The following is a 14,141-nucleotide window of genomic DNA, read 5'->3' on the forward strand; positions in this document are numbered from 1 at the left end:
ACAGAATGTTTCGGCCGGACGTCGAACCCTGTCGCCTCCGGAAAGCACCCACCATCCGCTGTTGCCGATCTGGCACGAAGTCCATCGATCGCCCGCCGCACAAGGCATTGGGCCTTTTGTTACGTTTTCGCGACAGTCTTTTTTTTTCGTTTCGTGAGTTTGCAGGACGTGCCGTATCCTCCGGCGCGCAGTAACGAATAAACCAATCCAAAAGATACTCAGGGACACTGAATTACAGATGAAGAACATCACCATCAAGGCAACGGTTACCGCTGTTGCCGCTTTCGCCGCATCCTCGGCAGCAATGGCACAGTCGTCGGTCACCCTGTACGGCATGCTGGACGCAGGTATCAGCTACACCTCGAACGTCGGTGGCCACTCGCTGGTCGGCCTCGTTGGCGGCGCCTCGGGTTCGAACAAGTGGGGCCTCCAGGGTCAGGAAGACCTCGGCGGCGGCCTCAAGGCGGTCTTCAAGCTCGAAAACGGTTTCAACATTGCCAGCGGTGGCATCGGCGGCCAGGGCCCCATCGGTTCCTCGCGTTCGCTGTTCAACCGCCAGGCCTATGTAGGCCTCACGTCGGACCAGTACGGTACCCTGCGTATGGGTCGCCAGATCGACGCCGTAACGGAAATGGTTCAGGGCCTGACCGGCGACGCCGTTTCGGCGTCGACATTCTCGACCCCGGGCGACGTGGACAACAACGACAATACGACGAACCAGAACAACGCCGTCAAGTACATTTCGCCGATTTTCCACGGCTTCCAGGCTGAAGGCGCGTACTCGTTCGGCGGCGTTGCCGGTGCGATGGGTTCGGGTCAATCGTGGTCGGTGGCTGCGGACTACGCTCAAGGTGGTCTGACGGTCGCTGGCGGCTACTTCCATGCTGCAAACCAGGGTGAGAACGGCTGGCAGAACGCAACGGCACAACCGTCGTTCGGTGGTGCGCTGGGCTATCCGAGCTCGGGCTACTACGGTGGCAATGCGTTCAAGAGCGCGGGCATCGCTCAAATCGCTGGCCAATACGAGTTTGGCCGGTACACGGCTGGCCTTCGGTACTCGAACGCTCAATACGAGGGCAACGACGGCCAGGAGTCGATCCACTTCAACGTAGTGGGCGCCCTTCTGCAGTACCAGGCAACCCCGGCGCTGTCGCTGGCTGCTGGGTACACGTACGTCTACGGTTCGGCAGCCACGCCTGCGCAAGCCGCTGAGGGCCGCACGATGGCTTCGATCAACCAGGCCTCGCTGGGTGCTACGTACGCGCTGTCGAAGCTCACGTCGGTATACGTCATGGGTGCCTACGTTCATGCTCAGGGCGCTCAGGCTTCGGCTGCTGACTTCGGCAACACGGCGTCGGGCGGCAACCAGGTTCAAGCCAACATTGGCATGTACCACCGGTTCTAATAGCAGGTTCAGAAGCTCGGGGTCGTGGACGCATTGCCCCGACAAAGAAATCCTGGCTAGTGAATTGCACCCCAAGAGTTGGACGTCGATCCAATCTTTGGGGTGTTTTTTCATTCATGATCGGCCCTGCCAGACGCATTTCGTCATCCCGCGCGCCGTTCAATAGCCGCCGTCGCCAGTCCATGCTGCGCTGATGTCTCAAATCCGGCTCGACCCAACGCGCCAGCTGCTCGGAGCACAGTGCTCCGCCACGCTGATACTCGCGAAGCTGGGCCTGCTGCAAGGCGTTCCCGCATGCACGGACCTCACCACTACGCCGTGGGTCCAAGAGGCGGGTGTACCCGTGCTCAATCAGCCGTTCGTGGCCAGTGGGATTGTCGCGACGGCCGCAAGCCATTGAACGTCTTCGCGCCCTTTCGAAAGGGTCGATCACCGCATGATATAATTCGCACGCGAACTAAATCGCACAATGTTATCTGCGCGGAAATGAAACATCGCCTCGTCTATCTATTGAACGTCGGACAGCGCCGGCTGCAACGGTGGTCGCAAACACGCGCGGCCGGAGGCGGCGTCACAGCAGCCCAGGCCGGGCTGCTGTTTTTTTTGGGTGATCGCAACGGCGCACTCATGAGCGAAGCCGCTGCTGCGCTGGATCTGGGCGCACCAGGCATGAGCGGTCTCGCTGACCGGACAGAAAAGGCAGGGTTGATCGAACGTCGGGCTGACGAGACCGATGGCCGGGTGTCGCGCCTGTGGTTGACGCAAGCAGGACGTACCGCGCGCCAAAAGTCGAAGCTTCGCATGAAAGACTTGAACGCCCGATTGACCGAAGGATTTACGGAAGCGGAGATCGACGTCGTGGCGCGGTGGCTGACCAGCCTGCAGACCAGGTTTCCGCTCGCCGAAGACGGCGACGCGTAACCTCGACCGTGGCCGGCCAGCAAGGCAGTGGCTAGTGCCGGGCAACCTTCGCGAAGTCCGGCTTGCGCTTCTCGGCAAAGGCCGCGAATGCCTCTCTTGCCTCGGCGCTCGTCAGCCGCTCCTGAAACTTCGCGCTCTCGCTGTCCATTTGCGCAACCAGGGTTTCGGCTTCGCGCATCAGCTTTTTCATGGCGCTCAGTGAACCGGCCGGCTTGGCGGCGATTCTTTCCGCCATCCTGCGCGCGTCGTCGCGTAGTTGATCCTTTGCGCAGACCTTGTTGGCGAGGCCCCACGCGACAGCGGTTTGCGCGTCGAGCGGCTCGCCCAGCGCAAACATCTCGAAGGCCCGCACGTGGCCGACGCGCAGCGGAAGCAGGTAGCTGGACGCCGCCTCGGGGACGAGCGCGAGATTGACGAACGGCGTGATCAGTTCTGCGTCTGGCGCGAGCAGGACGTAGTCGCAGTGCAGTAGAAGCGTCGTGCCAATACCGACCGCCTTGCCCTGAACCGCCGCGATGATGGACACGCTCGACTTCGCCAGGGCGTGCAAAAAGCGATGCACGTGTCGCTCACTGGGCCCCTTCCCCGATGCAATGGCTGCAAACTCGCCCACATCGTTGCCCGCGGTGAACATGTCTCCGTCCCCTTGCAGCAGCAATACGCGGACATCGCTGTCGTGCTCCGCATTCTCGATGATGTCTGCCAGCGTGCCATACATCTCGTTCGTCAATGCATTCTTCTTGTCCGGTCGGGCCAGCGTAATCGTCAGAATGCCATCGGCTTGTTCGACGTGAATCTCCGCGCTCATGTGCTCTCCTGAAATTTAGTTTTCATGCGAAGTATATAGGTAGTTCGCATGCAAAGTAAACCGGACGGTCGATGCCATGTAATTCGGGGCCTGCTCGCGAACCCTCGCTCCTGATGACGTTTGAAGGCGGAATCCGTAGCGGACCAGAATTCGACCAGGTATTCCATTCGCGACGTCGCGCCACTCCTCGCGCGCACCCAAGCTCCGTAGCATTGAAGCATTACCAAACAGACAAGCAACCGGAGGACTGAACATGCTTATTCTCACCGCTGTCGTCGTCATCGCCGCCGTGGCGATCTGGAGCGTCTACCGGCGTTTGCACCCGCGCCAGGACTGAAACATGACAGGCTGCTCCACCAGCCTGTTCGCAACAGCCCGCCGCATGGCGGGCTTTTTTTGGATTCCACAGTCAGAGCGGCGGCGTCCGCGGAAGAGCCGTTTGCGAACATCTCCGCACTCAAAAAAATATCTCCGAATCAGCTCCAGTATCCTGACAAAGTGACTGTATAAATGTACAGTTCCATTCAATTTTCCACAGGACGCACGGTGCCGTCGTCCCGCTGCTCCTGCCGCCATACCCGATGATGAGTAGCGTGCCGGTCGCGCGGAGCCATCGAGAGCTATTTTTGAGTACCAAGGCATGCCAGATGATCGGCGCATAGCCCACATCGACATGGACGCATTCTTTGCGTCGTGTGAACTTTCGCAGTATCCGGAGCTACGAGGCCAAGCCATGGTGGTTGCTGGCCGTCGCTCGGATACGCCCCGAACGAAGCCGGACGGCACTCGCGAATTCTCGCGCCTGCGCGACTATGTGGGCAGAGGTGTCCTGACGACCGCGACCTACGAGGCTCGCGCGCTCGGCGTTCATTCCGGAATGCCCGCCATGAAAGCCGCCCGGTTAGCGCCAGATGCGATTCTCCTTCCAGTGAATTTCGACCTCTACCGAACGTACTCGCGACTGTTCAAGGATGCCGTCCGGTCAATCAGTTCGAACATGGAAGACGTTGGAATCGACGAGGTCTACGCAGACGTTTCACTCACGAATGGCGATTCGGAGGCAATCGCGCGCAAGTTGAAATCCGCCGTCTTCGAAGCAACCAATCTCACATGCTCCGTCGGTATCGCGCCAAACAAGCTGCTCGCCAAGCTGTGCTCCGATATGCAAAAGCCGGACGGAATCACAATCCTGACGCCGGAGGACGTGCAATCCAGGATTTGGCCAATGGCCGCAAACAAGATCAACGGCGTTGGCCCCAAGGCGGCCGCCAAGCTTGCGTCTTTTGGAATCACGACCATCGGTGAGATCGCTGCGCGCGACGAGCACTGGCTCATCGAAAACTTCGGACGAAGCTACGGGGCGTGGCTTCGCAGAGTTTCACACGGACTAGATGACAGGCCGGTGGTGACGTATAGCGAGCCCGTCTCGATGAGTCGCGAAACCACATTCGAGCGCGATCTGCACGCGGTGCGGCATCGACAGGAACTGGGCGCAGCGTTTACCCGCCTATGCGAACAGGTGGCGCTCGACCTCCAGCGAAAAGGCTATCTGGCCAGGAAGATCGGCATCAAGCTGCGCTTTAATGACTTCAAGACTGTCACGCGTGACGTCACGCTTCCCGAGCCTATTGATGACGCGAAAGCGTTGCGGCGCGCGGCGACTGAGTGCCTGAAAAGAGTCGAACTCGTTAAATCCATCAGGCTGCTAGGGGTGAAGGCCGGCAACCTCCAACACACCGGAGAAGCTTCCAGTAACGAGTCGCCTCAATTCACGCTGGATTTTTAGCCGGCAACGCGCAGCCGCCTCGTCGTGCGAGGCGTGCGCGGTGACTTCGCAAACACAGAAGCGAATGCATCAACTGGCCGGCTCCGATGCCAACGCAATCCGCGCCTTCTCCTCCGGACTATTCGCCTTGTAATACTTGTCGGCCCACTCGCGGTCGGGCTGCAGCAACAGCCGTTGCACGGTTCTATGCTGCTGCTCCTCGATGCCAACGGCGCGCGCACGATAGTGCTCGTACAACCGCATGAATTCAGCGAGGTAAATGGCGGCGATTCGCTTGTCTTTTATTTCGAGCAGATTCTCGTCGTTGAAATGCTCGGAGTTGTTGCTCATGTTGGCCGAGCCCGTGTAGACAATCGGATTGTCTCCTTCGGCGTCGATGACGATGAACTTATGGTGGATAATGACCGGCGCGTAACTGGGCGCGACTTCGCCGGGAAAGAGGCGGAGCTCGGGTTCGAAACCTTCAGGCACGGTCGCCGGGGAAAAGTACGATGCATCGATGACGTCGCGGTTTTCCCTGCTTCGATGATAGAGCGCGAGGTTTACCAGCGCAGTCGTACTCACTGCCTCTCCCGCTTTTTGCGCCTCTTGCGCATTCTCAGCGGACTTTTCGCTGATATTGTTGACAAGGCCGAACATCATGAGCCCCTTGTCGCCGGCGGCAAAGCAGGCGTCGCGAAGCGGTTCGTCTGTCGGCATGAAGAGGCAGAACAAAACCGAATGCTGCGCCTTTCCTATCGCTTCGACGATGGTATCGATCTGGGTACGTCTGGTTTTCGTTTCCGGAGAGAAGCAAACGCGCACGGCTGCGCTTCCCACCGTCACGGAATCGGACCAGCCATTCGTGAGTTCGGCGGTCTGGTTGATCGGCGGATTGCCGGCGATGGCTTTCGTTCTGTCGTCGTACAGTTTCGCGAGGTCTGCCGAATCGAACAGATGAAGTACGTTGGCCTGCTCCGTAATGCCTTCTGTCGTGAAATTCGCAGAACCCGCAACCACGAATGCCGGGTTGCCTTGCCGATCGCCCCTATCCGTCACGATGAGCTTGTCGTGCATGATGTGCGTCTTGTCACGCGGGCAGAACGTCACGACGTTGCCCAGTTCATCGACCGTGGGTTGATTGGGCGATGCAGCGGGCGCTTTGCCTTTTTCGCGAACCCGATGCGAGTCGTATACGACGGCGACATTGGCTTTGCCGTGAGCGGATCCGAACTCCTTGAACGCCGGGATCGCCCAAAGCGGGTCGGTCAGGTGATAGACGGCTGCTGCAGCGCGCGACGCGTCCTGGAATATTTCCTTGAACACGAGCTGCATATCGTTGGCGAGCCACGTACGAAGTTCAAACGCCTGTGCGGCCGGCGGCGCGGTATGCGGATCGATTCCCATCGCCTTCACTTGTCGTGCGAAAGCCTGCGAGCTCACCACCGCGCGGTTGAACCAGGTACCCACGCCGTCTTCGATATGCGCCGGTAACGTGACCTCACACGAACTCGCCTCTGCGTTCAGCAGATTCAGATTGTCCGGCGTACCGACTACCGGGTAGATGGTGTACCTGAATTGCTTGCCTCTGTCGGCTTCCTCGATGCGCGCGTCCCACCACATGAATTTTTGAATCGGCGCGATATTCGAAGGCGCATCGGGTTTACCGTCCGGCACGGGCCCCTTGAACGTGATTCGATTAGGGAGCCAGCTGCTCGTCTCATGGGATTTACCGTCCGGGCTAGTGAAGCCCGGGGCGCGTTCAATAGCGAAACCGAGGAAGTCGGCACGTGTCGCACCGTCCGGCCAGTCGAGCGCGAGTAAAACCAGCGTCGGGGAGAGATAGCTGCGGACCTTCGTCGACATCGTTCACCTCTGCTGTATTAGCCAAAGGCCCCAGTTTCAACCATCAGTTTGTTGAAACGGTGAACGAAGCATGTTGCCTGGATGTCGTTTCGATGACGCTGCCGGGAGCCGCAATAAAGTCACTTACTGCGGCGTGATATCTCTCTGCACCCGATGAATATGCTGCTCGACATAGAACGCCGCCGCATCGGCGTCTCCGCAGACAATGGCTTCGTAAATCAGACGATGCTCGGCAACGTACAGCCGAATGCGAGCCGGGTCGTCAATCCCATCGTCCTTGAGTCGCTTGCACAGCGACTGGCCCATGGTCGATGCAATTTCTTCCGCGAGCGGTCATCGTGAGTTCTCGGTGCGCCTTGAGTTGTTCTCAAACATACCACTTTCGCGACCACTCCCTGCTGGCCTTGGCGGCATGTTCATGCGAAGAAACCAATTTTCCGGACCTGACGAGACTTTTTGGTCTAGTTTAAGTCCACATTGACACATTTCGTGCTATCCACCACAAGTGGTATAGATTGGTTCCACATTGCGCCCGAGAAATTGCTCGGACTGAAGCCAGAAACTCACCATGCGGCCGGTTTTCGACACCCAGAACCCAAGGCTACCGAATGGGACCTGGCGGCTTGCCGGTCGCTCGCGACGCCCTGCGCTAAACGTCGTTCGTGACGGCGCCTCGCCGTCACAGCAGCAGTGCAAGATCGCTTTCGCCGCCGACGACCGTCTACGTCATCAAGGACGGCCTGCCGGTTCCGTACGGCCAGTGAGTCAATAGCGTAAAAACATCATGAAGACTACTCGCACGATAACGACCGTCGAAGTGCATACCGGCGGCGAAGCATTCCGTATCGTCACCAGCGGATTGCCTCGCCTGCCCGGCGACACGATCGTGAAGCGTCGTGCGTGGCTCAAGGAAAACGCCGACGAAATCCGCACCGCGTTGATGTTCGAGCCGCGCGGTCACGCCGATATGTACGGCGGCTATCTGACCGAACCGGTCAGCCCGAGCGCCGACTTCGGCATCATCTTCCTTCACAACGAGGGCTATAGCGACCACTGCGGACACGGCGTGATCGCGCTGTCCACCGCAGCGGTCGAGCTTGGCTGGGTGCAGCGCAGTGTTCCGGAAACGCGTGTCGGCATCGACGCTCCCTGTGGCTTTATCGAAGCCTTCGTTCAATGGGATGGCGAACACGCGGGCAACGTGCGATTCGTGAACGTCCCCTCGTTCATCTGGAAGCGCGATGTGACTGTCGAGACGCCGTCCTTCGGTACGGTGAAGGTCGACATTGCTTTCGGCGGCGCGTTTTATTTCTATACTGACGGCCAGCCACATGGGCTCGCCGTGCGCGAGTCGTCGGTCGAGGAACTCATCCGCTTCGGCGCAGAGGTGAAGGAAGCCGCGAACAAGGCCTACCCTGTCGAGCATCCCGAGATTCCCGAAATCAACCACATTTACGGGACCATCATCGCCAATGCACCGCGGCACGAAGGCTCGACGCAAGCCAACTGCTGCGTGTTCGCGGACCGCGAAGTGGACCGCTCACCGACCGGTTCCGGCACGGGTGGACGCGTCGCCCAGTTGTACCTGCGTGGCGAACTCGGCAAAGACGAGACCCTCGTGAACGAGTCCATTATCGGCACGGTTTTCAAGGGACGCGTGCTCGGCGAAACGACCGTCGGCGACTTCGAGGCAGTGATTCCCGAAGTCGAAGGCAACGCGTTCGTGTGCGGCTTCGCGACCTGGATCGTAGACGAGCGCGATCCGCTGACTTACGGATTCCTTGTCCGCTAGCCCTCTTCCTCTTGGTACCTGGCAGCCCGGAACGCTGTGAATGAGCGTCCGCGCTTTTTTTACATATCGGAACATGCGAAATAACGCGCCGTTACGAAAATCGCACGGCCGTTGCACCTGTGTCCGGGCTCGCCGCCTACACTCCGAACCGTGCTCACCAGAAACGCACGACAGGTGCGAAGGAGTAGTGAAATGAAAAGGACGATTCTCGGCGTGGTACTGGGCGCGGCCGCACTGGCTGCTTCGAGCGCAGCGTTTGCGCACGTCGATCTGGCCGTGGGCGTCGCACTGCCTGGCGCCGCCTACGCTCCGGCTCAGCCCGTGTACGTTGCTCCGCCGCCTGTCGCCTATGCGCCTCCTCCGGTCGCGGTGGCCTGGCGCGGCGACGACGACTGGCGCGCGCGTCAGTGGCGGGAACACGAATGGCGGGAGCACGAGCGTCGCGAACACCAATGGCGTGAGCGCGAGTGGCACGATAATGGCCGCTGGGGCTATTGAGCCGGTTCCAAAGCTAATATTTCACACAAGTGTTTATCATGAACGTCAATAATCGAATCAGGGTGCTTGCCGCGGCGGCAACTTTAGGCCTCGCGGCAGCCAGCAGCGCACATGCCGCCGGCTGCCTCAAAGGCGCTGTCGTGGGTGGTGTAGCCGGACATTATGCGGGCCACCACGCCGTTGCTGGCGCCGTTGGCGGCTGCATCGTGGGGCATCACGTTGCGAAAAAGCATGCGGAGGAACGGGCCGCAGAACATCAAGCCGAGCGCACCCAGAAGCTCAACACCTGATTCCCGCCGGACCTTTCGCGACAGCCGCCGGGGACGCCTATGCAAGCTGTGATATCGTGGCGGCACGCGACTTGCGCTATATTCTGCTCAAGAGTTGCATTCAGAGCGAAGCACAACTAGAAATGGACGAACGAAAACGCGAAAGCATCGTGGCCTATCTGCGGCGTCGGATGGCCGAATATGGTATTGAACCCGAAGATGTTGCTGCGTCAATGGCAGCAGACGCCGCGCAAATGCGCGCCGCCCGTTACCGGGATGCGGCTGGCCACACGTGGGACGGCAAGGGCGACGCCCCGCGGTGGGTGGTGCAGGCGACAAGCGCGGGGCAGTCGCTCGAGCATTTTGCAGTCGGCGAGGCGGCTGAACCTGAACAGCAATCAGTGAAAGCCCCAAGCGTGGACTGGCGACAGGACCCATTTGCCGGCAGCCGCCTGGCAAAAGTCAGAACAGAGCACTCCGGCGCCGCCTGAAAGCATGACGGGTTAAACGCCGCCCCGGCGTTAAAGCAAAACTTCAGTCGAATTCGACGTCACTGTTATTGCGCAGTGCATCCAGTCGTCGAATTTGTTCCGGCAGAATCCGGCCTTGGGACAAGGCTGGCAGGTTATCGATATCAAAGAACTGAGCGGCGTCGGTTTCGGCTCCGGCTATTTTCCCCGCGCGCACGATTTCCCCAAGGAAAACCAGTTTCCAGATGTGAAACACAGAAGGCGGATGCCCGTGCTTGAGCATGTCCCACACGGCCAATAGGCGAACGACGTTCACGGTGTAGCCGCTTTCTTCACGTGCCTCTTTTGCCGCGTTCTCGGCGGGCGAAACGCCCACGTCGGCCCAACCGCCGGGCAGAGACCACAAGCCGTCCACGGACTCTCGCACGAGAAGGATTTGACCGGACTGGTTGAATACGGCGCATCTGACATCGAGTTTAGGATTCGCGTATCCCGTTTCGAGAGCAAACAGCGCGGCGAGATCGCTCGTTTGCATGGACGCCATTTCCGCGAGTTGCTGATGCGCGATGCTGGCGATTTCCGTGTACCGTTCCGTGTCGAATGGGCTCGTGGCGTAGTGCAACCCCGTTTGCGCAAGTGCCAGTAGCCGGCGCGCCCGCGCGAGGCGTGCTCTCAGCGATTCGTGTTCGGCGGGCGTGGGCATCAATCGCGCCTCACTTTTGCGCCGCGGCTTCCTGATGCGCCTTCGCAAAGTCCGCCATGCTGTTGAAGCGGAAAGCGACGTTCGGCAGCCATCCGGAATTCATGGTCGCGCCAAAGCCCGGCTGCGAATGACGGCGGTAAATCCAGCACGACGCCAGACCAAATTCACTGGCTGGCTTGTGGTCGTGGAAAAGACTTTCGGCTGTGTGAAGGATCTTTTCCTTCTTGATGCCACGCTCACCCAGCTTCTCGAGCATGTATTCGAAGTTTCGCGGCGATGGCTTGTACGAACCGATATCTTCCGCCGTGAAAATGGCGTCGAACGCTACTTGCAACCTTGCATCGCTGTAGCTGAAAGTTTCGTTGTCGACGTTGGAGAGTATGACCAGCTTGTAGTGCTGCTTCAGGTACTGCAACGCGGCTACGGTGTCCTCGAATACCGGCCAGTTCCGCACCGACCGCCCGTACGCCATGCACTCCTCGTGCGTGAAGGGCAGTCCCCATTCCTCGGCCAGCCGCTTGTAGACGATGGGCAGCAGCTCCTGGTATCGCTTGGCCGGCGTGTACTTCTGCTGCGACGACTCGTGTCGCGCATGGGCCTCCAGAACCTGGTCTCTCGACAGCTGCACCCTGGCCCGTTCGATCAGGGGCTTAAGGCCAGCGTAGATGCCGCTTTCCCAATCGATCAACGTGCCGTAGCAGTCGAAAGTCAGTGTGTCGAAGTCGGTCAATTCCACGGTTACTCCTTTCGGAAGTGCATGGCGGCGATTGCCTCGAGGAAGCGTTTCCGGAAAGCATCGACTGTTCGCGCGTAAGCTTCTCGGCCAGATCGGTGTCCTTACGCGCAACCGCGACGATGATCTCCCTTGTTCCGCTGGTCAATAACTCGGCACCTCACTGTCGGCCGCTTCCTTTGGGCTGTCAACCAGGCGGTTGCCCTTACGTGGAGCGCTTCGTCGAGCTTGCACAGGCGCTCGCGTAACGGGACACGCGCGGCGCCTCATGAACCGCGCGAAATTCAGACAGGTGCCGACGTGACGTCCGCCGTTCGCGTGGCGTGCGTGGCCCGCTTCAAACGCGTCACGCCTTCGCGAATCTCATCGACGTTCGGCGCCGCAAACGAAAGGCGCAGCGACGCGGTGTCGGGCTCGTCAGCGAAGAACGCCTTGCCGGGAACGAAAATCACCTTGTTGGCAATCGCATTCGGCAAGAGCGCATCGATCGCCACACCCGGAATGCGCGCCCACACGAACATGCCGCCTTCGGGCTGATGAAACGCGATCTCGTCGCCGAATTGCGCGCGCAAGCCATCGCAAAGCGCTTTGCACTTGCGTTGATACGCCTGCGTGATGTGCGGAAGGTGCCGTTCGAGCGAGCCCGCCGCCAGGTAGTGCGCGGCGATAGCCTGAGTCCACGGCGTACTGCACAGGTCGACGGTCTGCTTGGCGATCACGCAGCGCCGCGCGATTTCAGCGGGCGCAATAGTCCAGCCTACGCGCAAGCCAGGCGCGACGACTTTCGAAAGACTCGAGAAGTGCACGAGCCAATCGCGTGCTCCCTGCACCTCGCTTGCCAGCGCCAGCATCGACGGCACCGCGTTGCCAGCGAAACGCAGATCGCCGTACGGATCGTCTTCGACGATCACAAAGCGGTACTGAACGGCGAGACGCAGGAGCGCAACGCGCCGCTCGCGTGTGAGCGTGGCCCCGGTGGGATTCGCGAAGGTCGGCACCGTGTACAGCAACTTGGGCCGGACGATCGCGCCCGAAGCAAGCTGCGCGGCGAGTACGTCCACGTCGAGACCGTCGCCGTCGACAGGCACCGTCACGACATGCGCCTGCTGGAGCCTGAGCGCCTGCAGCGTGGCCGGATAGGCGGGCTGCTCGGTCAAGGCCGTGTCGCCCGGATTGAGCAGCACACGCAACAAGAGGTCGAGGCCTTGCTGTGACCCCGTGGTGACGAGCATCTCCTCAGGAGCGCAGGTCACACCGCGGCGCGCCATCAGCGCGAGCAGTTGCGTCTTCAATTCGGGCAAACCGTCGGTCGGGCCATATTGCAGACAGCGCGTGGAAGCCTGCCATGCCTGGGCCGCTGCCGCCTGCAGTCCATCGGCATCGAACAGGTCGCTGGCCGGGTAGCCCCCAGCGAAGGAAATCATGCCTGGTTCTCCCAGGTACTTGAAAAGCTCGCGAATGGGCGAACCAGCGGGATGCTGAAAGGGTGCGGTGAAATCGTACATGGCGGACATGGAGTCGATGGCGGTTAAGCGCGGCAACGGACAAGCTTCGATTGTGGTCAGCCCTCACGGGCACATCAAACGAAATCTAATCACCACGTCATGCGGTTTGCTCATCAAGCCGGCGCGCAATAAAAAAGCCCGCTGTCGCGGGCTCTACTTTGTGCGTTGTGCGGCCTGCCTGCGCCACCGTCACACGACGTTCTTTTCGACGATCGGCCGGTTTTCCAGCACGCGCGACCAGTCGAGCGAAGACAGATCCAGCGTCGTATACCGGCCGTTGAGGATCAGCTCGCTCACGCCGCGCCCGGTTGCCGGTCCCTGCTGAAGACCGTGCCCGCTGAAACCATTGGCAAACACGCAATTGTCGATAGCCGGGTGGTAACCAATGATGGCGTTCTGGTCGAGCACGTTGTACTCGTAATAACCGGACCAGCAGTTCTCCACACGCAGCGCCTCGAAGCCCGGCACGCGGTGCGCAAGCGTGGGCCAGATCACGTCGTCGAAGATGGCGTGATCGACTTCGTCGAGCGGCAGATCGTTGGGGTCGTTCTCCGCGCTCGGCGACGTTCCCGTGATGTACGTGTTGCCCTCGGGGCGGAAATACACGCCGGACGGATCGATCAGCAACGGGCAGGTGGTAAGCCGCGCCGGCGATGACACGTTGAAAATGCTGCGGCGGCGCGCATAAACCGGAATGTCGATGTCCATCATTTCCGCGAGCTTGCGCGCCCACGCGCCGGCTGCGTTCACGAGCGTGTCGCACGCATGGCGTTCGCCGTCGCTCGCGATCACGTGCGTGACCTTGCGGCCACTGCGCACGACGCCGGTCACATCCGCCGGCACATAGCGCGCGCCGAGCGACTGCGCCTTCTTGCGCAGCGCCTGCACGAGGCCGTAGCCGTCGAACCACCCCTCGCCGCTGCGGCCATACGCACCGCTCGCGAGATCCTCGACGTTGAGCCAGGGAAACTTCGCGTGCAGCGCGTCGCGCGACATGAGTTCGATGTCGGCACCAAGACGCGTTTGCAGCGCGTGATTCTCGCGCAGCGTCGCATCGCCGGCTTCGGTGGCGAGGAAGAGATAACCGCCCTCGTGCAGATCGATCGACGGGCGGCTGCCGTTCACTTCGAGCCGCTCGCCAATGCCGCGCAGAAACTCGATGCCGAACAGCGACATCTGGATCGACAACGGCGTGGAAAACTGCTGCCGGATCGACGCGGCCGAAAGCGCCGACGACGAGCGCGCATAACTGGGGTCGCGCTCGAACACGGTCACGGAAACCGTTGGGTCGGCTGCGCGCAGAAAGTAAGCAATAGAACTACCGATTACCCCGCCGCCAACGATAACGACTTGAGAACTCACGACTTGCTCCAGATAGCGGAAAACTGCAGCGCGCATGGGATTGG

13 protein-coding genes and 2 pseudogenes are annotated in these 14,141 nt (G+C 60.4%); 8 read left to right on the forward strand and 7 right to left on the reverse strand.

Annotated elements, in window-relative coordinates; all coding sequences use genetic code 11:
* The first annotated feature begins 238 nt into the window (after window positions 1-238).
* The 3 genes and pseudogenes from AB4Y43_RS33260 (at window position 239) to AB4Y43_RS33270 (ending at window position 2,326) form a co-directional block, all read left to right on the forward strand.
* Window positions 239-1,405, forward strand: coding sequence for a porin (locus AB4Y43_RS33260; RefSeq protein WP_368729709.1), 1,167 nt, complete (start codon window positions 239-241; stop codon window positions 1,403-1,405).
* A 184-nt stretch (window positions 1,406-1,589) separates the two neighbouring features.
* Window positions 1,590-1,793: pseudogene (locus tag AB4Y43_RS33265) on the forward strand (AraC family transcriptional regulator); the annotation flags it as partial.
* A gap of 98 nt (window positions 1,794-1,891) precedes the next feature.
* Window positions 1,892-2,326 carry a MarR family winged helix-turn-helix transcriptional regulator gene (locus AB4Y43_RS33270; RefSeq protein WP_069261985.1) on the forward strand — a complete coding sequence of 145 codons (435 nt, stop codon included), beginning with the start codon at window positions 1,892-1,894 and terminating at the stop codon, window positions 2,324-2,326.
* A gap of 31 nt (window positions 2,327-2,357) precedes the next feature.
* Here AB4Y43_RS33270 and AB4Y43_RS33275 read toward each other — a convergent pair whose 3' ends face one another.
* Window positions 2,358-3,134: an enoyl-CoA hydratase-related protein gene (locus AB4Y43_RS33275; RefSeq protein WP_342946055.1), complete on the reverse strand. Its 777-nt coding sequence runs from the start codon at window positions 3,132-3,134 to the stop codon at window positions 2,358-2,360.
* 640 nt (window positions 3,135-3,774) lie between these two features.
* Between AB4Y43_RS33275 and dinB the strand changes: the two genes are divergently transcribed.
* A complete protein-coding gene (gene dinB / locus AB4Y43_RS33280) occupies window positions 3,775-4,920 on the forward strand; it encodes a DNA polymerase IV (protein WP_069261987.1) in 1,146 nt (381 codons plus the stop codon).
* Window positions 4,921-4,989: 69 nt separating this feature from the next.
* Here dinB and AB4Y43_RS33285 read toward each other — a convergent pair whose 3' ends face one another.
* Together AB4Y43_RS33285 and AB4Y43_RS33290 are read right to left on the reverse strand one after the other, a co-directional pair.
* Window positions 4,990-6,765: a phospholipase D-like domain-containing protein gene (locus tag AB4Y43_RS33285; protein ID WP_368729710.1), complete on the reverse strand. Its 1,776-nt coding sequence runs from the start codon at window positions 6,763-6,765 to the stop codon at window positions 4,990-4,992.
* A gap of 123 nt (window positions 6,766-6,888) precedes the next feature.
* A pseudogene (locus AB4Y43_RS33290) lies at window positions 6,889-7,095 on the reverse strand (FCD domain-containing protein); the annotation flags it as partial.
* Between the two features lie 454 nt (window positions 7,096-7,549).
* Between AB4Y43_RS33290 and lhpH the strand changes: the two are divergent.
* The 4 genes from lhpH (at window position 7,550) to AB4Y43_RS33310 (ending at window position 9,815) form a co-directional block, all read left to right on the forward strand.
* Window positions 7,550-8,557, forward strand: coding sequence for a trans-3-hydroxy-L-proline dehydratase (gene lhpH, locus AB4Y43_RS33295; protein WP_368729711.1), 1,008 nt, complete (start codon window positions 7,550-7,552; stop codon window positions 8,555-8,557).
* Between the two features lie 192 nt (window positions 8,558-8,749).
* Complete coding sequence (locus AB4Y43_RS33300; RefSeq protein ID WP_368604805.1) at window positions 8,750-9,055, forward strand: hypothetical protein; 306 nt, start codon at window positions 8,750-8,752, stop codon at window positions 9,053-9,055.
* Between the two features lie 38 nt (window positions 9,056-9,093).
* A complete protein-coding gene (locus AB4Y43_RS33305; RefSeq protein ID WP_368729712.1) occupies window positions 9,094-9,345 on the forward strand; it encodes a hypothetical protein in 252 nt (83 codons plus the stop codon).
* A 71-nt stretch (window positions 9,346-9,416) separates the two neighbouring features.
* Window positions 9,417-9,815: an H-NS family nucleoid-associated regulatory protein gene (locus AB4Y43_RS33310; RefSeq protein ID WP_342946051.1), complete on the forward strand. Its 399-nt coding sequence runs from the start codon at window positions 9,417-9,419 to the stop codon at window positions 9,813-9,815.
* Between the two features lie 43 nt (window positions 9,816-9,858).
* Here AB4Y43_RS33310 and AB4Y43_RS33315 read toward each other — a convergent pair whose 3' ends face one another.
* The 4 genes from AB4Y43_RS33315 to AB4Y43_RS33330 form a co-directional block, all read right to left on the reverse strand.
* Window positions 9,859-10,497, reverse strand: coding sequence for an NUDIX hydrolase N-terminal domain-containing protein (locus AB4Y43_RS33315; RefSeq protein ID WP_368604804.1), 639 nt, complete (start codon window positions 10,495-10,497; stop codon window positions 9,859-9,861).
* Window positions 10,498-10,507: 10 nt separating this feature from the next.
* Window positions 10,508-11,233, reverse strand: a complete 726-nt coding sequence (locus AB4Y43_RS33320) for a haloacid dehalogenase type II (RefSeq protein ID WP_368729713.1) — start codon at window positions 11,231-11,233, stop codon at window positions 10,508-10,510.
* A gap of 281 nt (window positions 11,234-11,514) precedes the next feature.
* Window positions 11,515-12,735, reverse strand: coding sequence for a PLP-dependent aminotransferase family protein (locus tag AB4Y43_RS33325; protein WP_368729714.1), 1,221 nt, complete (start codon window positions 12,733-12,735; stop codon window positions 11,515-11,517).
* Window positions 12,736-12,924: 189 nt separating this feature from the next.
* The gene (locus tag AB4Y43_RS33330; RefSeq protein ID WP_368684116.1) at window positions 12,925-14,097 is read right to left on the reverse strand and encodes an NAD(P)/FAD-dependent oxidoreductase; all 1,173 of its coding nucleotides are present in this window, start codon (window positions 14,095-14,097) and stop codon (window positions 12,925-12,927) included.
* Window positions 14,098-14,141: the final 44 nt, after the last annotated feature.

It is taken from the genome of Paraburkholderia sp. BR10872 (genome assembly GCF_040965835.1).
GTDB lineage: Bacteria > Pseudomonadota > Gammaproteobacteria > Burkholderiales > Burkholderiaceae > Paraburkholderia > Paraburkholderia nodosa_A.